Source organism: Aquimarina sp. 2-A2, from assembly GCF_045505135.1.
GTDB lineage: Bacteria > Bacteroidota > Bacteroidia > Flavobacteriales > Flavobacteriaceae > Aquimarina > Aquimarina intermedia.
In genome coordinates this window covers 146,281-172,839 of the sequence record NZ_JBJKFI010000005.1, presented here as the reverse complement: position 1 = coordinate 172,839, position 26,559 = coordinate 146,281, and the positions used below count along the sequence as shown (strand labels likewise).

General features: G+C 37.2%; 24 protein-coding genes. 6 read left to right on the top strand and 18 right to left on the bottom strand.

The window, feature by feature from the left end; genetic code table 11:
• The first annotated feature begins 166 nt into the window (after positions 1–166).
• From ACJRPK_RS12890 to ACJRPK_RS12870, 5 genes are all read left to right on the top strand, one after another.
• The gene (locus tag ACJRPK_RS12890; RefSeq protein ID WP_407140478.1) at positions 167–655 is read left to right on the top strand and encodes an acetyl-CoA carboxylase biotin carboxyl carrier protein subunit; all 489 of its coding nucleotides are present in this window, start codon (positions 167–169) and stop codon (positions 653–655) included.
• A 72-nt stretch (positions 656–727) separates the two neighbouring features.
• On the top strand, positions 728–2,170 hold the full coding sequence (gene accC, locus ACJRPK_RS12885) for an acetyl-CoA carboxylase biotin carboxylase subunit (RefSeq protein ID WP_407140634.1): 1,443 nt from the start codon (positions 728–730) through the stop codon (positions 2,168–2,170).
• A 3-nt stretch (positions 2,171–2,173) separates the two neighbouring features.
• Positions 2,174–3,715 (top strand): acyl-CoA carboxylase subunit beta, encoded by a 1,542-nt coding sequence (locus tag ACJRPK_RS12880; protein WP_407140477.1) that lies wholly within the window; start codon positions 2,174–2,176, stop codon positions 3,713–3,715.
• A 163-nt stretch (positions 3,716–3,878) separates the two neighbouring features.
• Positions 3,879–4,883 (top strand): metal-dependent hydrolase, encoded by a 1,005-nt coding sequence (locus tag ACJRPK_RS12875; protein WP_407140476.1) that lies wholly within the window; start codon positions 3,879–3,881, stop codon positions 4,881–4,883.
• Positions 4,884–5,368: 485 nt separating this feature from the next.
• Positions 5,369–5,869 carry a hypothetical protein gene (locus ACJRPK_RS12870; protein ID WP_407140474.1) on the top strand — a complete coding sequence of 167 codons (501 nt, stop codon included), beginning with the start codon at positions 5,369–5,371 and terminating at the stop codon, positions 5,867–5,869.
• 114 nt (positions 5,870–5,983) lie between these two features.
• Here ACJRPK_RS12870 and argH read toward each other — a convergent pair whose 3' ends face one another.
• The 10 genes from argH to ACJRPK_RS12820 all read right to left on the bottom strand — a co-directional run bounded on the left by argH (position 5,984) and on the right by ACJRPK_RS12820 (position 16,016).
• Positions 5,984–7,261: an argininosuccinate lyase gene (gene argH / locus ACJRPK_RS12865; protein WP_407140472.1), complete on the bottom strand. Its 1,278-nt coding sequence runs from the start codon at positions 7,259–7,261 to the stop codon at positions 5,984–5,986.
• Between the two features lie 15 nt (positions 7,262–7,276).
• Positions 7,277–8,374 (bottom strand): M20 family metallo-hydrolase, encoded by a 1,098-nt coding sequence (locus ACJRPK_RS12860; protein ID WP_407140471.1) that lies wholly within the window; start codon positions 8,372–8,374, stop codon positions 7,277–7,279.
• Positions 8,375–8,383: 9 nt separating this feature from the next.
• On the bottom strand, positions 8,384–9,166 hold the full coding sequence (gene argB / locus ACJRPK_RS12855) for an acetylglutamate kinase (RefSeq protein WP_407140470.1): 783 nt from the start codon (positions 9,164–9,166) through the stop codon (positions 8,384–8,386).
• A gap of 7 nt (positions 9,167–9,173) precedes the next feature.
• Entirely contained in the window at positions 9,174–10,127 is a 954-nt protein-coding gene (locus ACJRPK_RS12850; protein WP_407140469.1) for an N-acetylornithine carbamoyltransferase, read from the bottom strand.
• 23 nt (positions 10,128–10,150) lie between these two features.
• A complete protein-coding gene (locus ACJRPK_RS12845; RefSeq protein ID WP_407140468.1) occupies positions 10,151–11,323 on the bottom strand; it encodes an aspartate aminotransferase family protein in 1,173 nt (390 codons plus the stop codon).
• A gap of 40 nt (positions 11,324–11,363) precedes the next feature.
• The gene (proC, locus tag ACJRPK_RS12840) at positions 11,364–12,158 is read right to left on the bottom strand and encodes a pyrroline-5-carboxylate reductase (RefSeq protein WP_407140466.1); all 795 of its coding nucleotides are present in this window, start codon (positions 12,156–12,158) and stop codon (positions 11,364–11,366) included.
• An 18-nt stretch (positions 12,159–12,176) separates the two neighbouring features.
• Positions 12,177–13,154, bottom strand: coding sequence for an N-acetyl-gamma-glutamyl-phosphate reductase (argC, locus tag ACJRPK_RS12835; protein WP_407140465.1), 978 nt, complete (start codon positions 13,152–13,154; stop codon positions 12,177–12,179).
• Positions 13,151–14,344 (bottom strand): argininosuccinate synthase, encoded by a 1,194-nt coding sequence (locus ACJRPK_RS12830; protein WP_407140463.1) that lies wholly within the window; start codon positions 14,342–14,344, stop codon positions 13,151–13,153. Before ACJRPK_RS12830 ends, argC begins: the two co-directional genes overlap by 4 nt.
• Entirely contained in the window at positions 14,332–14,964 is a 633-nt protein-coding gene (locus tag ACJRPK_RS12825) for a GNAT family N-acetyltransferase (protein WP_407140632.1), read from the bottom strand. Before ACJRPK_RS12825 ends, ACJRPK_RS12830 begins: the two co-directional genes overlap by 13 nt.
• A 494-nt stretch (positions 14,965–15,458) precedes the next feature.
• Entirely contained in the window at positions 15,459–16,016 is a 558-nt protein-coding gene (locus ACJRPK_RS12820) for an outer membrane beta-barrel protein (RefSeq protein ID WP_407140462.1), read from the bottom strand.
• Between the two features lie 451 nt (positions 16,017–16,467).
• On the opposite strand from ACJRPK_RS12820, the gene ACJRPK_RS12815 reads away from it, so the two are divergent.
• Entirely contained in the window at positions 16,468–16,800 is a 333-nt protein-coding gene (locus ACJRPK_RS12815) for a hypothetical protein (protein ID WP_407140460.1), read from the top strand.
• A 4-nt stretch (positions 16,801–16,804) separates the two neighbouring features.
• Here the strand turns inward: ACJRPK_RS12815 and ilvA are convergent, their stop codons facing one another.
• The 8 genes from ilvA to ACJRPK_RS12775 form a co-directional block, all read right to left on the bottom strand.
• On the bottom strand, positions 16,805–18,070 hold the full coding sequence (gene ilvA / locus ACJRPK_RS12810) for a threonine ammonia-lyase IlvA (RefSeq protein WP_407140458.1): 1,266 nt from the start codon (positions 18,068–18,070) through the stop codon (positions 16,805–16,807).
• A gap of 89 nt (positions 18,071–18,159) precedes the next feature.
• A complete protein-coding gene (gene ilvC, locus ACJRPK_RS12805) occupies positions 18,160–19,635 on the bottom strand; it encodes a ketol-acid reductoisomerase (protein ID WP_407140456.1) in 1,476 nt (491 codons plus the stop codon).
• 72 nt (positions 19,636–19,707) lie between these two features.
• Entirely contained in the window at positions 19,708–20,241 is a 534-nt protein-coding gene (gene ilvN / locus ACJRPK_RS12800; protein ID WP_407140454.1) for an acetolactate synthase small subunit, read from the bottom strand.
• 16 nt (positions 20,242–20,257) lie between these two features.
• Complete coding sequence (ilvB, locus tag ACJRPK_RS12795; protein WP_407140452.1) at positions 20,258–21,985, bottom strand: biosynthetic-type acetolactate synthase large subunit; 1,728 nt, start codon at positions 21,983–21,985, stop codon at positions 20,258–20,260.
• Positions 21,986–22,038: 53 nt separating this feature from the next.
• The gene (gene ilvD / locus ACJRPK_RS12790) at positions 22,039–23,715 is read right to left on the bottom strand and encodes a dihydroxy-acid dehydratase (RefSeq protein ID WP_407140450.1); all 1,677 of its coding nucleotides are present in this window, start codon (positions 23,713–23,715) and stop codon (positions 22,039–22,041) included.
• Between the two features lie 508 nt (positions 23,716–24,223).
• Positions 24,224–24,877 carry a response regulator gene (locus ACJRPK_RS12785; protein ID WP_407140448.1) on the bottom strand — a complete coding sequence of 218 codons (654 nt, stop codon included), beginning with the start codon at positions 24,875–24,877 and terminating at the stop codon, positions 24,224–24,226.
• 12 nt (positions 24,878–24,889) lie between these two features.
• On the bottom strand, positions 24,890–25,681 hold the full coding sequence (locus tag ACJRPK_RS12780; RefSeq protein ID WP_407140446.1) for a sensor histidine kinase: 792 nt from the start codon (positions 25,679–25,681) through the stop codon (positions 24,890–24,892).
• 161 nt (positions 25,682–25,842) lie between these two features.
• Positions 25,843–26,559, bottom strand: a complete 717-nt coding sequence (locus ACJRPK_RS12775) for a hypothetical protein (RefSeq protein ID WP_407140444.1) — start codon at positions 26,557–26,559, stop codon at positions 25,843–25,845.

Genomic DNA, 26,559 nt, shown 5'->3' with positions numbered 1-26,559 from the left:
TCGTAGTAAACTCAAAATTTCTCAAAGAAATCTTCCATTTCAATCATTTATCGCAAAAAAAATGACTAAAAAACTATTTTACTATCAAAAATGCAATCAAAATCCCGAAAGCATTATGGTATGCTCTACCGAATACATTATATTTACTCTCTAAAATATTTCTCGTATGACGACTAATAACTTCAAAGTTAAGGTGGATGACACTTTCGAATTTGATTTTAATGATACAACTTTATCTGAGATAGACGTAGTTGCTACCGGTAAAAATTCCTATCACGCATTGGATAAATCCAAATCATTTCACAGCGAAATCATTGATCAAAATTTTACTGACAAAGAATATACAGTTCGTGTAAATAACACTGATTTCAAAGTTCATATTGACAATGCCCTGGATATAGCAATCAAGGCAATGGGTTTTACCATAGGTGCAACCAAAAACGTAAATTCAATCAAAGCTCCTATGCCGGGGTTAATTTTGGATGTTCAGGTACAAGTTGGAGATACCGTAACACAGGATACTCCCTTATTAATTCTTGAGGCTATGAAAATGGAAAATCTTTTATCTTCTCCTCGGGATGGTGTTATTAAATCTATCACAGCAGCTGTTGGTGACGCTGTAGATAAAGGACAGCTCTTAATTGAATTTGAATAATCAATGCATTGTAACTGAAAGCTTAGTAGTATAAGAATCAACATTTTATAGTCTATGAAATCAAAAAAAACTATACATAAAATACTGATTGCCAACCGTGGCGAAATTGCCATTCGCGTTATGCGAACTGCCAAAAAAATGGGAATCCGAACCGTGGCGGTGTACTCGACCATTGATCGCAACGCTCCACATGTCCGTTTTGCAGATGAAGCGGTACATATTGGGGAGGCACCATCAAATAAATCCTATTTATTGGGAGACAAGATTATCGAAGTCGCAAAAAGTCTCAACGTTGATGCTATACATCCGGGTTACGGATTTTTGAGCGAAAATGCGGAATTTGCTGAAGCTGTGACTGCAAGCGGACTTATTTTTATTGGTCCGGAATCCAAAGCCATTAAAGTGATGGGTAGCAAACTTGCTGCTAAAGATGCGGTAAAAGCGTATGATATTCCTATGGTTCCGGGTATCGACGAAGCTATTACAGATGTGGTAAAAGCAACTAAAATTGCTAACGAAATTGGGTTTCCAATCCTAATCAAAGCATCAGCCGGTGGTGGTGGTAAAGGGATGCGTGTGGTAGAGAAAGAAAGTGATCTCGAATCACAAATGCAACGAGCCATTAGCGAAGCTGTATCTGCATTTGGTGACGGATCCGTGTTTATTGAAAAATATGTTGGATCTCCGAGGCATATCGAGATACAGGTTATGGCAGATGAACATGGTAATGTGATTCACTTGTTTGAGCGTGAGTGTAGCGTACAACGACGCCATCAAAAAGTAGTTGAAGAAGCACCTTCGGCTGTCTTAACACCTGCGTTACGTCAGAAAATGGGAGAAGCTGCTGTAAAAGTCGCTAAAGCCTGTGATTATGTAGGAGCGGGTACGGTTGAGTTTCTTCTGGATGAACAACATAACTTCTACTTTCTTGAAATGAACACCCGTTTACAGGTAGAGCATCCGGTGACCGAGCTTATCACCAACTTGGATTTAGTCGAACTTCAAATTCGGGTGGCACGTGGCGAAAAACTACCGCTTCAACAAGAGGAAGTACAACTTAAAGGGCATGCCTTAGAATTGAGAATTTATGCCGAAGATCCGTTGCATGACTTTTTACCGAGTGTAGGAAATCTGGAGGTCTATCAATTACCCCAAGGTGAAGGTATCCGTGTGGATAATGGATTTGAAGAAGGTATGGATATTCCAATTTATTATGATCCAATGCTGGCCAAATTAATCACTTATGCCGATACGCGAGAAGAAGCTATTCAACGTATGATTGATGCTATCACACAATATCAGGTAAAAGGAGTGGAAACTACTTTACCGTTTGGGAAGTTTGTTTGTGAACATGAAGCGTTCAGAAGTGGAAATTTTGACACACATTTTGTTAAGAACTACTACTCTGCCGATTTTTTACATCAGGAAATTGAAGAAGAAGCCAAAGTTGCTGCCATGATAGCCTTGCAACACTATTTAAAGGATCAAAAAAAATTACGCTTACCGATACACTAAACTATGGAATCCAAAATAAAAACTTTAGAAGAAAAAATTGACAAAGCCCATTTGGGGGGTGGTGAACATCGTATTGCAAAACAGCATGAAAAGAAAAAGCTCACAGCTCGTGAGCGTGTTAATTACTTGCTGGACGAAGGTTCGTTTGAGGAAATCGGAATTCTGGTAACCCATCGTACTACCGACTTTAATATGGACAAAGAACTATATTATGGTGATGGTGTAATTACAGGTTACGGAACGATTGCAGGTCGATTAGTGTATGTGTTTGCACAGGATTTCACCGTGTTTGGCGGTGCCTTATCAGAAACGCATGCCGAAAAAATTTGTAAAATCATGGATTTGGCAGTTAAAGTGGGGGCACCATTAATTGGTCTTAACGATTCTGGTGGCGCACGTATACAAGAAGGCGTACGTTCCCTTGGTGGATATGCCGATATATTCTATCGTAATGTACAAGCATCGGGTGTGATCCCACAGCTATCTGCTATTATGGGGCCTTGCGCCGGGGGCGCCGTATATTCTCCTGCGATGACAGATTTCACCCTGATGGTAGAGGGTACAAGTTATATGTTTGTTACCGGACCAAATGTTGTAAAAACGGTTACGAATGAGGAAGTAACCTCTGAAGAACTTGGAGGTGCCAGTACACACTCAACCAAGTCGGGAGTCGCTCATATCACTTCTGCCAATGATGTACAGTGTCTGGAGGATTTGAAAAGCTTACTGAGTTATATGCCTCAAAGTAACGCCGAAAAAGTACCGGCACTACCTTATACCCTTAGTGACGAAATACGTGAGGAATTGATGGATATTATCCCGGATAATCCTAACAAACCCTATGATATGCATGAGGTAATTAGCGGAATTATCGATACGGATTCTTTCTTTGAAGTACATAAAGATTATGCTGAAAATATAATTGTAGGTTTTGCGCGTATAGGCGGAAAAAGTGTTGGAATAATAGCTAATCAACCTCTATTTCTTGCCGGTGTACTGGATGTAAGCAGTTCGAAGAAAGCAGCACGATTCACACGTTTTTGTGACTGTTTCAATATCCCTTTGTTAGTTCTGGTAGATGTTCCGGGCTTTTTACCGGGTACGGATCAAGAATGGAACGGGATTATCGTACACGGTGCCAAATTATTGTACGCATTAAGCGAAGCGACTGTTCCCAGAGTAACGGTGATCACTCGTAAAGCATATGGTGGTGCGTATGATGTGATGAACTCAAAACATATTGGTGCAGATCTTAACTTTGCGTGGCCATCTGCCGAAATCGCAGTTATGGGAGCCAAAGGTGCCAGCGAGATTATTTTTAGAAAAGAAATAAGCAAAGCTGACGATCCGGCTGCAAAACTAGCCGAAAAAGAAGCCGAATATGCCGAAAAATTTGCCAACCCGTATAAAGCAGCACAACGAGGTTTTATTGACGAAGTTATTCTGCCAAAAGATACACGGCGTAAATTGATTAAAGCGTTTAGTATGTTGGAACATAAAGAAGTATTACTACCGAAGAAAAAGCACGGCAATATCCCTCTGTAAGCAACTAGATAAAAGAAGGACACATAAAAAGTAAATTCTATTTTCAATTCGAGCGGAGTCAAGAGATCATACTTCTTGGTTCTGATAACATTTTGACTCCGTTCGATAGGGCATTTAGTTTAAAAAACACTTTTTAAACACCCTTTTTAAAAAACACACGACTATGGATTCCTTGACTCAAATTGTACTTGGAGCTGCGGTGGGCGAACTTGCTCTCGGTAAAAAAATGGGTAACAAAGCCATTTTGTGGGGTGCCATCGCCGGCACCATTCCCGATTTGGATGTTATGACCAAATGGTTTTTTGATCCTGTGCGTGCCAACGAATTACATCGTGGTTTTTCACATTCTATTTTCTTTAGCCTCCTTGCAGCCCCCCTCTTCGGGTGGCTATTGTCCAAAATATATAAAAAATCAGAGGCAGGTTGGCGCGATTGGACGCTACTTATGTTTCTGGGTTTGTTTACGCATCCCCTGCTCGACGCTTTTACCACTTGGGGCACACAGTTATTCTGGCCCTCGCCATACAAAGTTTCCTTCAAATCTATTTTTGTTATTGATCCTTTGTATACGCTACCTTTTTTATTGTGTGTAGTATTAGCTATGCGGCTCAAACGTGAGAATCCAAAACGAAGAAGTTATGCAAAAATTGGACTTATCATAAGCAGTAGTTATCTGTTGCTAACTTTAATCTTAAAGGGATACACCTATACTAAATTTGAAGCAAGTCTGATTGCACAAAATATTGAGTATATAGACATTCAAACCAAACCTACCCCGTTTAACAGTGTCTTGTGGACTGCTAATGTCGAAACCGCAGATGCGTATCGTATTGGGTATTATTCTATTTTTGATAAGTCTCCTACCATCCAGTTTAGTACGATTCCAAAAAACCATGAACTTTTGGGCGCGATCGCAGAAGATCCTTTGATTGAAAGACTCATAAGACTTACCGAGGGCTGGTACACTATTGATCAACAAGAAGACACCCTGCTTTTTAATGATTTACGCTTTGGTCAATTAGACTTTGAAGATCCTAAAAGTCCCTTTGTGTTTAGTTATGAGCTGTACTATAATGCTAATGAATTGCATGCACGGGAGCCAGAAAAGAAATTTCGGGATGGGTATTCCTTGTTAAAAAAGCTCTTTGTTCGTATGGGTGGTATTTAAATATAAAGTAGCTATCTCCAGTTTGCTTTGTTGACTTTCGCGGAAGCAAAGAGAAAAAAATTTCCCTTACAGACTTACTAGTAACTTTGTTTATCCTCCTACAAATTGCAGGAAGAACTATAACACAATATGCGATTGTAAGTATCAAATCTAATACTTTAAACTGTAGGTCTCTATCAGTCCTTCAACGCTGACCAGCTACAAAGTTTAAAAGTGAGAATGATTTTCAGATTACATATTTCCATCCTCTTTTATCCACCGTCTACTGACATATTGAACTTAGGATAAAATCAATAATCAAGTTCGACTATTTAATTTTAAGAGTTATTTAACTATATTAACCACCTTAAGTATTGCTGTTAGCTTCTTTTTAACCATTTGATTGAGTGAAAATAACATAACCCTTTAAATATTATAGTATGATTATATGGTCTGGTAGAGGTTTTATCTCCGTAGTAGTTTTGTTTGCAACATTAGTTCTTAGTTTGAAAACTTTTCCTGATGACTATACTGATTACGCATTTGTATTTGCCGCGTTTATGACGGGAATATTTAGCTGGTTTTTTGGCAAAAAATGGAATACTAAAAATTCTAGAGTTGTCATTGACGAGAAAACAAACGAGAGAATTTTACTGACAAATAATCATACCCTTTTCTGGATAAAAATGGAGTATTGGGGAATTATTTTCGTTGTATTAGGTATTGTTGTTCTTTTCCAGAATTCTGTTAAAAGCGCTATTATCGCCATCTTACTTTTTGCAATTTTCATGGGTGTCCAACTATTAACAAATCGCAAAAAGCCAACAGAAAAAATTGAAATGAATCCATCTCAACATAAAAAAAATAAACCGCTCCAAAACAATTCTAAATCACAAACTACACCCAGTAGTTTAAAAAAAGAGATGTTCTCTAACATCACATTAGATGAAGAAAAAATCGAGCGTAGAAAAGAGAAAGAAGATCCTAGTCGCTTTATGCCTAAATAGGGCTATTATATATTGCCCTAGTTTGTGCCCTTTTAAATGTAAAGCAAAAAGGTACGTGCATTACACACGTACCTCTGGTTGGTTTACACTATGTGCCCAAAATGAACCATAAAATTAAACCGAACTCAACTTTGCTTTAATATAGGATAAACCCAAATTATTGATACTTCCAATATGCGTGTGTTGCGTATCTTTGATTGGAACATACGTACCCGCTTCAATATCTTTTCCAATTTTTACATAGGCATCCCTAAACGTCATGCCATCCACTACTAATTGATTGAGGGTATCCACACTAAATAGATATTCGTATTTTGGATCCTCAAGAATATTTTTATTGACGGTAATATGCTTCAATGCATACGCTGCCATTTCTAAAGAAGCCTTCATATCCTGAATCGCAGGAATAAGGTTCTTTTTGAGTAGTTGTAGATCTCGATGATAGCCACTAGGTAAATTAGTGGTAAGCAACGTCAACTCATACGGAAGCGCTTGTATTACATTACATTTTGCTCTGATCAGTTCAAATACATCCGGATTCTTTTTATGCGGCATTATGCTCGATCCTGTGGTATACTCAGAAGGTATACTTACAAAATTAAAATTCTGACTCATGTATAAACACACATCCGTCGCCAATTTTGATAAGGTACCGGCAACACTACTCAATGCAAATGCCGTTGATTTTTCTGACTTACCTCTACTCATTTGAGCCGCTACTACATTATATTTTAAGGTTTCAAAACCCAATTCCTGAGTTGTGAACTCCCTGTCGATAGGAAAGGAACTTCCATAGCCTGCGGCACTCCCCAGCGGGTTTTGATCTACAATTTGCAGCGCAGCATTTACCATATATAGATCATCCACAAAACTTTCGGCATAGGCCGAAAACCAAAGACCAAAGGAGGAAGGCATGGCAACTTGTAAATGTGTATACCCGGGCAGTAAAACATCTTGATGGGTATCCGCCAGATTCAGCAAGGTGCTACTGAGATCTTTTACCAACGTTTTTATTTGCTGTAGTTCGTCTTTTAGGTACAAATGCATCGCTACTAAAACTTGATCATTACGTGATCTTGCGGTGTGAATTTTTTTTCCTGCTTCTCCGATAGTTTTAGTGAGTTCGAATTCGATTTTAGAATGTACATCTTCAAAATCCTCTTCGATAACAAAGTTCCCTTCAGCAATCTGTTTTGATAGCTCACTTAATTCCTTTGTGATAGCAACAAGTTCCTGATCAGACAATAATTTAACCTTACACAACATTTTGGCGTGTGCCAACGTGGCTTGTACATCATACTTAGCCAAAACCAAATCCAATTCCCGATCATTGCCTACCGTAAATTGATTTATTTTTTCGTTGGTTGGTAATCCTTTATCCCAAAGTTTCATTTTTCTTTTTTTATACTAGAGTATTCCTTTTAAAATTTTAATGTAGAGTGCTATACCTTCTTCTATCTCATTTACATAGATAAATTCATCTGCCGAATGGGAGCGTGTTGAATCTCCGGGCCCTAACTTAAGCGACGGACAAGTAAGTACAGCTTGATCAGATAAAGTGGGTGAACCATAGGTACCACGTCCCAATGCGATACCAGATTGAACAACCGGATGCTCCATAGCAATAGATGAGGATCCTAAATTCATTGATCTTGGTGTTATTGTTACTGTTTCCGGAAGTTCATCCTTGATCCTATTCAAAATCTCTTGATTTGTATATAAATCATTCACACGTATATCGACTACAAAATCACAGCTTGCCGGCACCACATTGTGCTGTTTACCGGCATGAATCTGAGTAACCGTCATTTTTACTGTTCCCAGCGTTGGAGAAATCTTATCAAATTGATAGGTTTTGAACCATTGGATCACCGATAAAGCATTGTAAATAGCATTGTCATCATTAGGATGTGCTGCATGACCAGCCGTTCCATTAACTGATACATCTACTACCATCAAACCTTTTTCTGCAATCGCGAGTTGCATTAATGTGGGTTCTCCCACAATAGCAAAATCAATCGGCTCAAGTTCGGGTAACACACTGTTTAATCCTTTTTTACCACTACTCTCCTCTTCTGCAGAAGCGACCATAACGATATTATAGCACAACTGCTCCTCTGCATAGAAATACGTAAATGTTGCTAATAAACTTACCAAGCACCCACCTGCATCATTACTTCCTAACCCAAACAATTTTTCATCTTTTATAAATGCCTTAAAGGGATCATTGGTATAATTACCATTGGGTCGAACCGTATCGTGGTGCGAATTGAGTAAGATTGTAGGCTTATTTTTATCAAAATGTTGATTATATGCCCAAACATTATTATTTTCTCGTTGGTACGGAATGTTGTGATCACGAAACCATTGTTCTAATAGCGCTGCGGTTTTATCCTCTTCGGAAGAAAAGGAAGGCGTTTCAATTAACTGCTGAAGCAATTGGATCCCTTGCTTTGTCAGGCTTTCTATGAGTAGGTTTTCCGTATCGATCATTTGTTCTTTCATAAGATTGTATTATAAAGTGAGGGTCGTATGCAGGATGTTTGGATTGGTCAAAAAATCAGCATTTGCAATATGTATCGTTTTAACCTCCTGTTCTAAAGCCTTAAAACAATTATGAAGCTTCGGAAGCATCCCATGACTTATTGCATTGGTATCCAGAAGTTCAGTATATTTTTTTTGATTAATATGTGGTATCACGGAATCCTTATCCTGAATGTTTGTTAGCACGCCTTTAAGCTCAAAACAATAAAATAAAGACACTTCATAAAGTGCTGTCAGAGCCGAGGCTACTTGCGAGGCAATCGTATCAGCATTGGTATTTAGTAATTGCCCTTCTAAATCATGAGTTACTCCGCATACTACTGGGGTCATACCCATGGACACAATTTCTTTTAGGAATGATGTATTTATCTCAGTAATATCGCCTGCATACCCATAATCTATAAATAATGGTTCGCGTTTTACAGCCGTAATTACATTGCCATCTGCTCCCGAAAGTCCTAACGCATTACATCCATTCTTTTGCAAACCGGCAACTATCTTAGTATTGATTAAACCTGCATAGGTCATGACCACCACATCAAGCATTTTGGCTGTTGTAATTCTACGTCCGTCGATCATCTCGGTAGGTATCGCCAACTTTTCTGCTAATTGTGTTGCTGACTTTCCTCCTCCGTGCACCAAAATTTTTGGTCCTTTGATCTTTGAGAAATCTAACAGGAACTGAGATAATACTTCAGGGTTCTCGATAATATTTCCACCAATTTTAGCTATAAAAAGTGTTTCCTTTTTCATAATATTCCTATTGGTAATTAGCTTTTAATAATTTTTGCAGTACAAGCTGCGCGGCAAAGGTTCTATTATTTGCTTGTTCAATAACGATTGAACTTTCACTATCCAATACAGCATCATCAATAACGACGTTACGACGTACCGGTAAACAATGCATTACTTTTGCTTTGTTGGTAACCGCTATCTTCTCCTGAGAAATTCTCCAGGACATATCTGTTTCTAGTATCTTACCATATTGTTGATAGGAACTCCAATTTTTTACATATACAAAATCAGCATCCTCTAAGGCTTTGTCTTGGTCATATTCAATATTAGAAGCTCCAACAATCTCGTCCTGCAATTCATAACCTTTGGGATGCGTCACTACAAAATCCACCTCCATTCGTTGAGCAATTGCGGCAAAAGAATTGGCTACTGCTTGCGGCAGTGCTTTGGGATGTGGCGCCCAGGAAAGAACAACTTTTGGACGTTTTTTAGCTTGAAATTGGTTTATAGTAATGGCATCGGTCAACGCCTGAAGCGGGTGACCTGTGGCACTTTCCATATTTAATATGGGAATGGATGCATATTTTATGAAACCTTTGAGCACTTTCTCACTATAGTCATCGTCCTTGTTTTCTAATGTTGCAAATGCTCTAATTGCAAGTATATCACAGTACTGAGAAATCACCTGAGCAGCTTCCTTAATGTGCTCTGAAGCTCCTTGATCCATCACCGTGCCATCGTCAAATTCTAATGCCCAACCTTCTCCTGTAAAATTCATTACCATTACATTCATTCCTAAATTAAGCGCTGCTTTTTGGGTGCTTAATCGGGTACGAAGACTTGGGTTAAAAAATAGCAAGCCCAAGGTTTTATTTTTACCCAACTCGCTATGGGCTCCAGGATTGTTTTTTAAATTATTTGCTTCTGCTATCCAATCGGATATCGAATCTATATCATCTACTGAAAAGTAATTTTTCATTTTGTCTCTAATTACTAATTAATTTATTTCAAGGACACTTTAGTTTCAAAAGGCTCAGAGATTTCTTTTTCAACTAATTCTGAACGTAATGCTTTTATAAACTGATCGATTTCAATCTTCGTAATGGTCAGCGGTGGTAATATTCGTAAGACATGTTTATCTTTTGCAGCGCCGGTAAAGATGTGATGCTTATAAAGCAACGCATTACGCAAAGGACCAACCTCAAAATCAAATTGTAACCCGAGCATTAAACCGCGTCCTTTTACCGCTTGTACTTGTTGAATAGTGTTCACTTGTTCGTAAAAGTACTGCCCAATTGCTTTAGCGTTTTTGAGGAGACTTTCTTCCTCAATCACTTCCAAAACTGCAATTCCGGCTGCACAAGCCAGATGATTGCCACCAAAGGTTGTCCCGAGTAGACCATGACTCGCTTTTATGTGAGGCGCAATTAAAATTCCGCCCATAGGAAAACCATTGCCCATACCTTTTGCTACCGAAATAATATCAGGTTTTATCTCGTGATGTTGATGTGCAAAAAATTTACCGGTCCTTCCGTATCCTGCTTGCACCTCATCAAGAATCAATAAAACGTCATTAGCTTTACAAACTTTTGCTAATGCTTGAAAAAATTGTGAGGACCCTTCGTCCAATCCTCCTACCCCCTGTATGGGTTCAATAATCACGGCACATACATCTCCTTTTGCCAATTCTTTCGTTACCATCTCTATTTTATTCAGAGGCAATAAGGTGACATCATGCTGATTATTTAAGGGTGCGATAATATTTGCATTATCTGTCACTGATACTGCTGCAGATGTTCTGCCGTGAAAACCATTGGTAAAGCCTACGATTCTAGCTTTATTGGTGTGAAATGATGCTAATTTCAATGCATTTTCATTAGCTTCTGCTCCAGAATTACATAAAAACAATTGATAGTCAGAGTAGCCTGAGAGCTCCCCTAATTTCTTAGCTAATTTTAGCTGTAAATTGTTTTGTACTGCGTTTGAATAAAAACCTATTGAATCCAATTGATTTTTTATACTTTCGACATAATGCGGGTGCGCATGACCTATCGATATCACGGCATGTCCACCATACAGATCCAGATACTGTGTATTATTTACATCCTCAACGGTGCAATTAAACGCTCGTACAGGTTCTATATTGTATAAAGGGTATACATCAAATAATTTCATATGATTACATTTTAAAAGCTAAGATTCTTCAACCTCAGCCCTATTTTATTGAATTAATTTTTTCATAAGAAGCCATAACCCCCTTTATTACGGATGAACTTAACCCCTGATGCTCCATCTCGTTTAAACCCTGAATAGTACATCCCTGAGGAGTGGTTACTTTATCAATCTCACATTCAGGATGTGTTCCATTTTCTGAAACCAAGGTCGCTGCTCCCATAGCCGTTTGCACTGCGATTATTTGAGCTTCATGAGGATGAAATCCCATTTGAATACCCCCTTGAATCATAGCACGCAGGAAACGTAGAAAAAAAGCAATTCCGCTTGCTCCTAACACCGTTGCCGCTTGCATCAATGGTTCTTCAATTACTAATGTTTTACCAATAGTTGAAAACATTTTTTCTACTGTTTTCAACTCTTCAGCACACTCATTGTTGGCAGCTATACATGTCATAGACATCTTTTTTGAGGCTCCCGTATTAGGCATCACGCGAATTACTTTATTATAAGGGAGCACCTTATTAATTTCTTGAATTCCTACTCCGGTAACCGTAGAAATCAGCATCTGGTCAGGATGTATCGTTTCTTTTATCTCATCCAAAACTGAAGCCAGTTGTTTGGGTTGTACACAAAGTAAAATCCATTTTGCATTTTGAATTGCCTCTGTATTGGATTGTGAAACTACTACGTTGAAAGTTTGCTTGATTGCTGTTAGATTATTCTTGGATTTACCTGAAACAGTTATCTGCGTGGTACCAAATAATCCACTTGTTAAGAGTCCCGAAATAATTGATTTCCCTAAATTACCTCCGCCTATTATTGCTAGATTCTCCATAATTCTCACGTTTTGTTATTAGAAAGCACTTGCCTTCAAATCGAGTCCGGTAGTCTCACCTAACCCGAATATTAAATTCATATTTTGTACCGCTTGTCCGGATGCTCCCTTTATCAAATTATCTAACACCGTCGTGATCACGAGCATTTCACCAATCTTCTGCAGATGGATCACGCACTTATTCGTATTCAGTACTTGTTTTAAGCTAATTGGATCTTCAGAAACCAGCGTAAATGGTGTGTCTTTATAGTACTGCTTATATAAAGTTATAGCTTCCTCTATGTTTCCATCAAACTGAGTATATAAAGTAGCGTAAATACCTTTGCTAAAGTTTCCTCTGTTAGGGACAAAAAAGATTGGAGCTTTAAAACCGGACTGTTTTTGGTGTAAGGACTGTTTAATTTCATCTAAATGCTGATGCTCGAAAACTTTATAGCTTGAGAAATTATTATCTCTCCAACTAAAATGTGTTGTCGATCCAGGTAGCACACCCGCTCCAGTACTTCCCGTAGTAGCATTGATGTGTATGCTATGTGTTAGCAAACCATGAGAGGCAAGTGGTAAAACACCTAGCTGAATGGCGGTAGCGAAACAACCGGGATTTGCAATATTATCAGCTGCTGCTATCTTATCCTTTTGCAACTCTGGTAATCCATAAATAAAATCTCTTCCTTCAAAATATTGATCCTTTTGCAGTCTAAAATCATTACTGAGATCTATTATTTTCGTTTTGCTTGAGAACTTATTGTCAAAAAGAAAATGCTTTGATTTTCCGTGTCCAAGGCATAAAAACACCACATCAACATCCGGATTAATTTTATTGGTAAAATTCAACCCGATCGAACCTAATAGATCCGGATGTTGTTTTGCGATTGAAACTCCGGCGTTGGTCGTACTGTATACAAAATTAATTGTAACGCCATTGTGGTGAACTAAAATTCTTAAAAGTTCGCCAGCTGTATAACCTGACCCTCCTATAATTCCTACCTGTATCATACTATTTCAGAATTTAAGTGGTGATGAATTTTATTAGCATTTCCATAGATTTTAATAAATCCCTTGGCTTCATCAGCAGTCCATGCTTCATTTTCTTCTCCGTAGGTAGCAATATCTGAAGCCATCATGTCAAATTTGGAATCAATCCCATCAATAGTAAAGTGATATGGTTTTAAGGTTATAAAAACCTCACCAGTGACCGATTTTTGTGAATCTTCCAAAAACGTTTCGATATTACGCATCACAGGGTCCAGATAGTTCCCTTCATGCAGCAACATCCCGTACCAATTGGCAAGTTGTTCCTTCCAATACTGTTGCCATTTGGATAGCACATGTTTCTCTAATGTATGGTGCGCCTTAATGGTGATCATTGCAGCGGCTGCCTCAAATCCAACTCTACCTTTGATCCCGATAATCGTATCACCCACATGGATATCTCTACCTATTGCATACGAACTAGCAATTTTTTCTAAATGTTTGATAGTTTCAATAGGAGAGTTAACAACTCCATCTAATCCAACGAGTTCACCGTTCTCAAAATTTAAAGTCAGCTTTCCTTCCTTAATTCCGTCCTTTAATTGACTTGGATACGCAGATTCTGGTAATGGTTGAGAAGAAGTTAAGGTTTCTTTACCGCCAACACTGGTTCCCCATAATCCTTTATTAACTGAATACTGAGCCTTCTCCCAGCTGTAATGAACGCCGTGTTTTTCTAAGTAATCAACTTCCGCTTGACGCGAAAGTTTAAGATCTCGTATCGGAGTGATAATTTCAATTTCTGGAGCTAGTGTTTGAAAAATAACATCAAATCGAATTTGATCATTCCCAGCTCCGGTACTTCCATGCGCGATATACTTAGCGCCAATAGCTTTTGCATAGGTAATTACTTCTATTGCCTGAAAAATTCGCTCTGCACTTACGGAAAGTGGATATGTATTATTCTTTAAAACATTCCCGAAAATCAAGTACTTAACCGCCTTATTGTAAAATTCGTTTAGAATAGTTCTATTAACATGTTTCGTACTTCCCAATTCATACGCTCTTTCTTCAACATTCTTTAATTCATCTTCTTCAAAACCACCGGTATTAACCAAGATGCTATGTACCGCTAGTTTTTTTTCATTTATTAAATATTTTACGCAAAAGGAGGTGTCTAATCCTCCGCTATATGCCAAAACTACTTTTTCCATGATGTTACTTTTTTATTGTTCTCAAGCAATGTCTGCTTTTTGTCTTTTATTAATTTTACAATGGTTTTATTGAACCAGCTTTGTTTTTTCTGTACCTGCTTTGCGGGATCAAACAACATTCCTGTACATAAGCACATTTTGTAATCCTTAGAAGTAAGTATAGAGAAGTTTGTACATGTCTGACACCCCTGCCAGAATTTAGGGTCATCGGTGAGTTCTGAAAAAGTAACAGGTTTATATCCTAACTCTGAGTTTATTTTCATCACCGCAAGTCCGGTTGTTATTCCAAAAATCTTGGCATCGGGAAACTTTTTAAGTGAATGATTAAAGGTGAATTCTTTCACTTTTTTGGCTAATCCCAGATTACGATATTCGGGATGTACGATGAGCCCAGAATGTGCTACATACTTGTTGTGACCCCAAACCTCGATATAACAAAATCCGGCAAAATTCTTACCGGCGAGTGCGATAATCGCATTTCCATTTTCTATCTTGGTTCGAATATAATCGGGAGTCCGCTTAGCAATCCCCGTGCCTCGTATTGCAGCAGAAGCTGCAATAACCTCACATATCTCTTCTGCAAAATGGATATGCTCATGATTTGCTATGGTAATAATTATCTGTTCCATATTATAGTATAGAAAAGTATACCTTCTAATAACAAGAAGGGATGTACAGTACAATAAATTAGGTATCAAAAGATCACTCTAAGGATAACTACTATTAAAAATTTTGAATTTTGAATCCAGACCAGAACCGGTCATATCGAATAACATAATAACTTTCTAAGAGAAAGAAACCTGAATCTGATAGTATATGGATTTAACCTCACGGGAAAGCAGGACACACCCACTTTGAAAATTAATTACAGCCCGATGGGACGTCGAAAGCGTCGCACGCAAATTAAGAGGTCTTCTAAAAAAATTGATTGATTAAAATCGGAAGTAAAAAAATGTAGTGTTTTCATAATAGTAACTCTAAATCGTCGGCCTTGGCCCCTTTCGTTAACTAACACTGCAATAGTACAATTTTTTTTGAAGTAAGAAAAGAATTAATTAAAAAAAAGAGTCGCCAGTTGGCGACTCTTCTATTATATTGTTTGTTTAATTACTTTTTAGTTTCCTCCAAAAGTAAAAAGTAAACCAACATTTACTGTTAAATCACCAACTGATTCGTCAGTTTCAGTTTTACCAGCACTCAAATACGCTACATTAAAGTTTAATACTTTGTATTTAAAACCAAGTGCAGGACGAATACCAAAGTTAGATTTACTGTCTGTTTTCAGCTCCAATTCTGAATTATTATTACTTGATTCAAGTTCTACACCTCCAACATTAGCCATACCTAAACCAAGACTCGCATATGGACGAAAACCTTCTTTCTTAAAGAAATAACGTGTATTAACTAAATAAGATCCAATAGTTAGGTTTCCAACAGAAGTTCCGTCTAAATCAGCTCCTACTAAGAAATCACCTTGATAAAGGAACGATACGTCAATATCTTCAGTCACTCCGTATCCTACTTCTAAATGTGCAGAAATACCACCATCTAAGAAATCAGAAGCGTCACCCATCGGAGAAGCGTATCCTAATCCAAATCCAAACTTAACCTGAGCGTTTGCTGAAGCGAAGCTCAACATAGCGATACCTACAAATAGTAAAATTTTTTTCATAATTGTTTTTAAATAAATATTATTAAATCGGTTTAACGGAGCGAATATATCGATTAAAAACACATATTAACAAATAATTTAGACTATTTAGTAATTTTAACACTTGTTGAGCTTTTAAAATTTTTAAAAGAAATTTTGCTAGTAACTTTGTAGAAACTGGAGCCTTAGATAATTAGAAAGATCTTTTTTTAAGATTTTTTTTGTAATCTAAATCGTTCGACTTCGTGTAGCATGTAGCTTAAAGTGTTCTCGCAACATTTTATTATATACTTATGTCTAATTACTGACTACTTCTAAGTTACCATGTATCGTTTTAGCATTTTGAATCACTTAACAATTATAACATATCTCTCACAGTATTTTAACTGAGTATTGCAGGAAGCAGAGTTTATTTAAGGATATTTTTGTCGAACACAATCATCTATACAAATCATCTTAATTGGCTTTTTCAATGAAAAAAACACTTCTTTTTACCTTATTTTTCGGTACAACTTTAACTACATTCTCTCAGTCTTTTTCTGAGGAATTTGGAGATGATAACTTAATATCATATAAAGTTTTTGAATATATATCCGAGTCTGATACTAATACAAATATAGGCACCAAAGAAGCTGCTAGAATCGACAACTTGGTTGAAGCACCTGCTATTGTTTCAGAAACAATTACTATAATTAAGGGACTTAAAAATGAAGAAGTTCATCACTATGAACATTTTAAAAAATTAGAAAAGAGCTACAAAACTGTTACTTTAATCGAAGAATCAGAGGCTTATACTTCGTTCTAATTGCTTATATTAAATATTGAAATAGATCTGGTTTGTTATTAAGATAATCTCCAAAAAAGTTATACTGCTTCATACGTTGAATTAGAGGTCCTAAATCTTCTTTGTGTTTTAACTCAATTCCAACCACTGCTGGACCATTCTCCCTGCTTGACTTTTTTGAATATTCAAAATGAGTAATATCATCATCTGGTCCTAATACCTCTACAACAAACTGTTTTAAAGCTCCTGCACGCTGAGGAAAACGAACGATAAAATAATGTTTTAGACTAGCATATAACAAAGCACGTTCTTTTATCTCTGCTGTACGGGTAATATCATTATTACTACCACTTACAATACAAACAATATTTTTTCCTTCAATTTTGTCTTTATATTCTTCTAAAGCAGCTAATGTTAAAGCTCCTGCGGGCTCAACTACTATTGCATCTCGATTATAAAGATCTAAAATGGTTTGACATACCCAGCCTTCAGGCACCGTAAGCATATCATCCAAGTGATTCTTACAAATTTCAAAATTAAGATCACCAACACGCTGTACTGCTGCTCCATCAACAAATTTATCGATGTTTGTAATTTCTGTGTTTCTACCCTCCTTTGTAGAAGTTGACATCGATGGTGCGCCCAAGGGTTCAACACCTATAATTTTCGTTTTTGGAGATAATACTTTAAGTGCTCCGCATAAACCGGATGCTAATCCCCCACCTCCTACCGCAACAAAGACGTAATCTATCGGTTGATCAGACTGTTGCAAAATTTCAAGACCAATAGTCCCCTGCCCTTCTATTGTTTTGGGATCATCAAAAGGATGTACAAAAACTTTGTTCTTTTGTTTACATAATTTTACTGCCGCCTTTGAGGCATCATCAAAAGTATCGCCTTCTAATACCACATTGACAAATTCTCCTCCAAACATCTCAGTTTGTTCAACTTTTTGCTTAGGTGTCACCGAAGGCATATAAATAGTACCTTGTATTTTTAAATGTTGACAGGCAAAGGCTACGCCCTGTGCATGATTGCCTGCACTTGCACAAACAACTCCTCGCTCTCGTTCTTTCCCTGTTAATGAACTTATTTTATTAAAGGCTCCTCTTATTTTATAGGACCTTACGCGTTGTAGGTCTTCGCGTTTCAAGAAAACATTACAGCCATATGCTTTTGAATAGCGAACACTATTCATCAAAGGAGTTACCATGGCGACGTCTTGAATAGTAATTGCAGCTTCTTTGATATCTTTTATAGCTGGAAAATATGCTGTTTCGGTCGTATTCATATTATAATTTATCTTTCTGAGCCCATCACAGGATTCACAATACACATCAAAAGAACCTAGACAGGCCCAGTCAGATAAGCTTTATATTATTAAACTATAGGTTTCATGGCTGTCATAGATGCTCTAAGCTGCGCGCCTATCATTTCTATTGGATGATTTCTTATGATGCTGTTAACTTCGATCAGTTTTGCATTATCGACATGATTATCCTTTTCTTTATCATAGGCTTCTCCAATAACATCGGTATCAACTGAAGCCATAAAATCTTCTAACAAGGGCTTACATGCATGATCGAATAAATAACAACCATACTCTGCTGTATCTGAAATCACACGATTCATTTCGAATAATTTTTTCCGAGCGATCGTATTTGCAATCAACGGAGTTTCATGTAATGATTCATAGTAGGCTGAAGCATCGATAATACCAGAAGCTGTCATTGCTTCATATGCTAATTCTACTCCGGCTCTAACAAATGCTACCATAAGTACACCATGATCATAAAACTCCTGTTCAGAAATTTCCATATTGCCAGCAGGAGTTTTTTCGAATGCTGTTTCTCCGGTTGCCGCTCTCCAGGTTAGTAAATTTTTATCATCGTTTTGCCAATCCTCCATCATGGTTTTAGAAAAACGTCCGGATATGATATCATCCATGTGTTTATGAAATAAAGGACGCATAATGTCTTTTAGTTCTTCAGAAAGTTCAAATGCTTTTAGTTTAGAAGGATTTGACAAACGATCCATCATGTTGGTTATTCCACCGTACTTGAGGCCTTCTGTAATTGTTTCCCAACCATATTGAATTAATCTGGAAGCGTATCCCGAATCCAAACCTTTTTCAATCATTTTATCAAAACAAAGTATGGAGCCTGTTTGTAATAAACCACAGAGGATAGTTTGCTCCCCCATCAAATCCGATTTTACTTCGGCCACAAAGGATGACTCCAACACTCCTGCTCTATGCCCTCCCGTTGCCACTGCATACGCTTTTGCTTGTGCTAAACCGTGTCCTTGAGGATCATTTTCCGGATGCACTGCAATCAATGTGGGAACCCCAAAACCTCTTTTATATTCTTCTCTCACTTCAGATCCCGGACATTTTGGTGCTACCATAATAACTGTTACATCCTCCCGAATTTTCATACCTTCCTCGACAATATTAAACCCGTGAGAATAAGACAGTGTAGCCCCTTTTTTCATTAACGGCATAACCGCATTAATTACCTGAGTATGTTGTTTATCAGGGGTAAGATTGATTACTACATCAGCCTCGGGTATGAGTTGTTCATACGTGCCCACGGTAAATTCGTTATCTGAAGCATTTTTAAAGGAAGTTCGCTTTTCATCTATTGCTTTTTGCCTAAGAGCGTATGAAATATCCAATCCGGAGTCTCTCATATTGAGTCCTTGGTTGAGGCCCTGTGCTCCACATCCGATAATTACAATTTTCTTCCCTTTTAAAGCTGTCACCCCTTCATCAAATTCATTTGCAGCCATAAATCGACATTTGCCTAATTGTGTAAGCTGTTCTCGCAGTGATAATGTGTTGAAGTAATTGGTCATTTTATTATTTTATTTTTAAGTTTTTCCGCAGTAGCGGATGGTAAATTGGTTACATGTTTTTTTCTTTTACTATTATGAGGATGCTATAGAAAAATTTTCCAGAATTTTAGAAATGTGCATTTTATCTTTGGTGATGGCAATACGACCTGATCGTACAAACTGCATTAACCCATATGGCTCTAAACGATCATACAACAGTTCAACTTCCTGTCGGCTTCCGGTTTTCTCTAACACAAAATATTCTGGAGTAACAGTCACTATATGAGCGCTATGCTCTTTTATAACCAACTGAATTTCTCTATCCTCAAAAAGTAGTTTTGATGCCATTTTAAATAAGGCTGTCTCTTGAAAAATAGTTTCCTCATCTTTATGATAAAATGCTTTAATCACCTCTATTTGCTTTTCAATTTGACCAACTAATTTTCTGGCCTGATCCTCTGTGACCTGAACCACAATCGTAAAACGATATACATCTTTAATTTCGGACACCGATGTTGTCAGACTATCTAAATTAATATGCCGTTTTGAAAAAATTGATGAAATACGATTGAGTAGTCCAATGTTATTTTCTGTATACACCGATATGGTATAATTTTCTTTTTCCATAGTTTCTTTCTTTGTGTTAGCTCAGTCTTATATCGGACACTGAAGCCCCGGTGGGTATCATAGGAAATACGTTACTTTCTTTTTCTACACATATTTCTAAAAAATGTGCTTCATCCGAGGAAAGCATTTTAGCAATGGCGCTTTTTAAGTTTTTTCTTTCCGAAACGCTGTTAGCTTCAATCCGATAGCCTTTAGCGATAGTTACAAAATCGGGATTGATCATTTCTGTTGACGCATAGCGTTTATCAAAGAAGAGTTGTTGCCATTGTCTCACCATCCCTAAAAAATCATTATTAAGAACAACTATCTTAACCGGCACTCTTGTTTGAAAAATAGTTCCTAATTCTTGAATAGTCATTTGATATCCGCCATCACCAATTATAGCAATAACCTGACGCTCTGGAGCACCCATTTTTGCTCCTATTGCTGCTGGCAAAGCGAAGCCCATAGTCCCTAAACCACCCGAAGTTATATTACTTTTAGTTTTATTGAATTTGGCGTAACGACAGGTTACCATCTGGTGCTGGCCCACATCAGAAACAAGAATTGCGTCACCGTTTGTAAACTCATTAATATGGCGAAGTACCTCTCCCATTGTTATGTTGCCCGAGGATGGATTCAATTCGCTGTCTATGACCGTTTCATGTTCTATCGTTTGAAACTCTTTAAATTTTTTGAGCCAATTAGAATAATCATTCTTAATCAGGTGCGGAAGTATTTGTTTTAATGTTGTTTTGACATTTCCCATGACTGCTACATCAACAGAAACATTCTTATTTACCTCGGCAGGATCAATTTCAAAATGAATGATTTTTGCTTGTTTGGCATAAGTTTCTAGATTTCCTGTCACACGATCATCAAATCGCATACCGATAGCAATTAAAACGTCGCATTGATTCGTCAATACGTTAGGTCCATAATTACCGTGCATACCCACCATCCCTACATTGAGCGGATGTATCGTTGGTAAAGCGGAAAGTCCAAGGATTGTCCAAGCCGCCGGGATACCCGTTTTTTCGATAAGGGTTTTAAACTCATCTTCAGCCTCACCAAGTATAACTCCTTGCCCGAATACAATCATAGGTCGCTTGGCTTGATTAATTAGCTCCGCCGCTTCAAGAATACTTTCAGGAGTAGTTGTGGGTACCGGAATATAACTTCGCACTCCTTTGCATGGTTTATATTCAAAATCCAAACTACCAAATTGTGCATCCTTTGTGATATCGATTAAAACCGGACCAGGTCTTCCAGAACGCGCGATATAAAATGCTTTTGCCAGAACTGCAGGGATGTCTTCGGCTTTAGTTATTTGACAATTCCATTTGGTCACCGGAGTAGATATTCCGATAATGTCAGTTTCCTGAAATGCATCAGTTCCTAATAAGTGCGACCCAACCTGACCTGTTATACATACCATCGGTGTAGAATCGATCTGAGCATCTGCAATTCCTGTTACAAAATTAGTTGCTCCCGGTCCAGATGTGGCAATAGCTACTCCTACTTTGCCACTGGCTCTTGCGAATCCCTGAGCTGCATGAGTAGCTCCTTGTTCATGACGTGTCAATACATGATGTAGTTGATCTCTATATTTATAAAGTTCATCATACACTGGCATGATGGCACCTCCCGGATATCCATAAATCAAATCAACTCCTTCTTCTAATAAACATAGAATGACAGCTTCTGCGCCTGTTACCGTTTTTTTCTTCAGATTTATTTTTGCCGGTGCTGTTTGTGTTTGCATAGCTGTTGATTTTTATTGATTAAGCTCCCTGAAGGATAGCATTTTTAATTTTGTTAAAATTCGTCGGTAACACAACCTTTTGAGGCCGAAGCAACCGTTTTTGCATACTTATACAGTACTCCATTTTTAAATTTTAAGGGAGGCTGTTTCCAGTGATTTTTTCTTTCCGCAATTTCTTGCTCTGTCAATTGTACAGCGATGGTGTTTGTAACCGCATCAATGGTGATAATGTCACCATCTTGCAGTAAAGCAATTGTTCCACCATCCTGAGCTTCAGGTGTAATGTGTCCTACCACAAACCCATGAGTACCACCTGAGAATCGACCATCAGTGATTAAGGCAACATCTTTACCTAAACCTGCTCCCATAATAGCAGCTGTAGGCTTTAGCATTTCGGGCATACCGGGACCACCTTTAGGTCCTTCGTAGCGTATAACAACCACATCTCCTTTTGTCACCCTTCCGTTACTAATACCATCGTTTGCGGCATATTCTCCATCAAATACGATGGCTCTGCCTTGAAACGTCAAGCCTTCTTTTCCTGTTATTTTTGCAACGCATCCTTCTTCAGCCAAATTGCCAAACATAATTCTCAAATGCCCACTTTTTTTGATAGGATGCTCAATAGATTTAATCACATCTTGATCCTGAGTAAGATCCGGAACATCCAGTAAGTTTTGAGCTAATGTTTTTCCGGTAACGGTAAGACAATCTCCATGCAACAATCCTTTTTTGAGCAAATACTTCAAAACTGCGGGCACACCGCCCACACGATGTACATCTTCCATCAGGTACTTTCCGCTTGGCTTAAGATCAGCGAGAAATGGCGTAGTATCACTAATTCTTTGAAAATCTGCTAAGGTAAATTGGATATTTGCAGCGCGAGCAATTGCTAAAAAATGTAAGACAGCATTGGTGGATCCTCCTAAAACTGTTACTAAGGTGATTGCATTTTCTAAGGCTTTTTTAGTTACAATATCAGACGGTTTAATGTCTTTTTCAAGTAAGAGACGAATTGCCGCTCCTGCTGCGATGCTTTCCTCTTTTTTCTGATCACTTATTGCCGGATTGGATGAGTTATACGGTAGCGCTATTCCTAGTGCCTCTATAGCCGCCGCCATCGTATTAGCGGTATACATTCCACCGCACGCTCCCGCTCCCGGACACGCCTTTTCTATTACTGCTTTATAATCGGCCTTGGTAATAGTACCGGAAACTTTTTCTCCCCAAGCTTCAAATGCTGAGACCACATCAAGTTTCTTCCCTTCATGACAACCTGATGCTATGGTTCCGCCGTATACAAGAATCGACGGTCTGTTAAGTCGAAGCATAGCCATTAAGGCTCCTGGCATATTCTTATCACAACCAACCACAGTAATTAAGGCATCATAAGACATGGCTTGTACCACCGTTTCCATCGAGTCTGCAATAACATCGCGGGACGGTAATGAGAACCGCATGCCTGGTGTTCCCATAGATATACCATCACTTACACCAATTGTATTGAAAATCAAACCAACCACATCTTCCTGTTTAGTACCTTGTTTCACCAGTTTTGCTAAATCGTTAAGATGCATATTACAAGGGTTACCTTCATATCCTGTACTGGCAATACCCACAAACGGTTTGGTCAAATCCTGCTCGGTTAAACCAATGGCATGTAACATAGCTTGTGCTGCAGGTTGAGAATCATCTTGAGTGACTTGTTTACTATACTTGTTTAAGCCCATGTATGCTATTTATTTTAATTACTTTTTAAAAGTTTTGATAAAATTATCTCACTTCTTGGATTACACCTTATTGTTTTACAGGAACTTACAGTTTTCAATGCATTGTAAATTCCAATAAAAAACTGAAAATCAATTAGCTATACAATTTTATTTTACACTGTTAAACTCCGCTTATTACTGTTAAACAAAAAATCCCTTCAGACAGCTGAAGGGATTTTTAAAAGCATTATAAATCATTCCCCTCATGGTGATCCAATAATAATAATGACAATTATTACTGCAGTAAAAACTGTGCTTAGAGGTTGAAGAATGGTTGTAATTGATTTCATAAGATGTTAAAATAAAAAAATCCCTTTACGTTTTAGGTAAAGGGATTTTCAAATATCATCACAGTACCTTATCAAGATGAACTAATCACCACGATACTAATACTAATGATATTTAATTGTAAATTTTTCATTATTGATACAAAGATAGTTAGTTTACCGAATATTTGTTACAAATTTTCTTAAATTTTAAAAAAATTATTTTTTAAACAGTAAATTACCATACCTACCCTCGTTTTGACCTCTAGTTTTCTAAATACTGTTTCTCTATAGTTTTCAACAGTTTTGGGACTTAAACTCATCTCAAGTGCAATGGCCTTATAGGTAAGTTCTGAACAGGCCAGCTTTAGAAATTCCCATTCTCGGTCGGTCAGTTTTTCAGCTGGACTGTGTTCCTTTTTAAGGATCGTATCCTCTGAATTTTTCATGAGGTTTTCAACTTTCCCCGAATAGTAATACCCTTGCTCGATGACCACATTCATAGCATATTCAAAATTGTCAGGATGAATATCCTTTAACAAATATCCTCTGGCACCTGCTCGTAACATTCTAATGATAGTTTCTTCATCATCCTCCATGGTGAGCGCAAGTACTTTTTGATTTGGCTGATTTTCTTTTAACCAGTGCATGGTTTGTACCCCGTCCATCACAGGCATTTTTATATCCAGCAGGATCAGGTCGGGTTTTTTACGCTTATGTAGATAATATCGGGTAAGCTCTTTTCCGTTTTTCAAAATTTCTAGAACATGATATCCCTCTATTTTTAAAATCAGACTTTCTAAAGATTGAGCAAATAATAAATGGTCATCAACAATAACGACAGTTTTTTTTTTCATATTCCCTAACGATTAATCGTTTTTAATTTCTTTGGTAAGGGGGTAAATAATTTTTAACGTGGTACCTTTTTCAAGACGTGATTGGATTTCAAACGAGGCATTGACTAATGCTGCACGGCTCTTCATATTTAACAAGCCCGAGTTGGCCACTACTGACTCGGTATCAAAGCCAATCCCGTCATCTTTAATGATTATAGTGAGTTCATTATTTTGAAAATCAATACCCACAAACAAGTTCTCAGCTTCTGCGTGCTTTATGGTATTCGAAAAAAATTCTTGAACAATTCTATATAAAATAATTTCGTCTTTAGGATTTAGGACATATTCTTCACCGGTAATCTCTAATTTAGTTTTTAAGAAGTTTAATTTTTCAAAGCGACGCAACTCGACTTTAATGGAAGATTCGATCCCCACATTTTGAATCACTTCATGATTAAGTGTTTTGGACAGGCTTCTTATTTCCTGTAGACTACTACTCACAAGATTTCTCACATCCTTCATTGAATCATCGTACTGTTCTTCTTCTCGAGATCCCAGCATATTCATTTGCATCACAGCTGTAGACAAGAGTTGTCCAATATTGTCATGAAGCTCCCAACTTACATTTTTTAAAGTTTGCTCCTGTATCTCCAACTTAGATTTAACCAATTCATCATCAAATCGACGTTGTGCATTTATATTCTCCAGGATAAGTTTGTTTTTTCTTTTTTGGAACGCCATAAAAAAGATAATTCCAAATACGATGAAAAATAAAATTACTACCACGAAGTAAATAATAAGTAAAATTTGTTCCCGTAAAAGCATTTCAATCCTGTTTTGTTTTGACAAGTATACATAAAAAGTCCGCTCTCGTCAAACCTATACGGTAAATGCTAAGCAAGTTCGGAAGAAGAAGTATCTTTTACCCTCTGTTAATGGTGAATTAGATCAAACTGAGGCTGATATAACCCCAGTTTGATTATTCTTTAGCTTTCTACTTTATTTAGCTCCTGATTACGTGCATGCACAAGAAACGCTTTAATAAAGCATGAATACATAAATAAGTTAGTAACAACTAAGACTATTTCATATGTTAAAACAAAGAAAGGATTATCTAGTTCAATATAATATTTACTGAAAATAAACAAAGGCGCCATTAAGAGATGGTGTACTAATACTCCAATAGCTACGTAAAACGGAAATGATTGTTTAAAATTAAGAATTGTATCGTCATTCAAAATCTCATAAAAATAATATATGATTAATAGAAATAAGAGACACGAACCAACTGCATAGCTAAAAACCGAAAGACTAAAGAAAAATACATCTGTTACTAATAAGTTTACAAGAGCTAAAATTCCATACACATACACGATAATATTGGCAATTGACTTAACTTTCTTTGATTTTATAAAATAAATAAAAAATTGAATATAAAAGACAAAACTTATAGGTGTTGAAATGTTATAGAGCCAATAATTTCTAACAAATCTGGTATTGACTAGAAAATCCATATATCCTTTATCAACGAGATAAACATAATGTCCTATAGATTCAACGATTACAATAAATAATAGAAACAAAGCAAAAAGCTTTATCATTTTGTTATTGGATCTTGCATACATTTTGAGTCCAACAAATGCAGCTAAAATCTCTATAATAAAAATAGTTTGTCTAAATAATACTGAAAATAATTCTTCCAC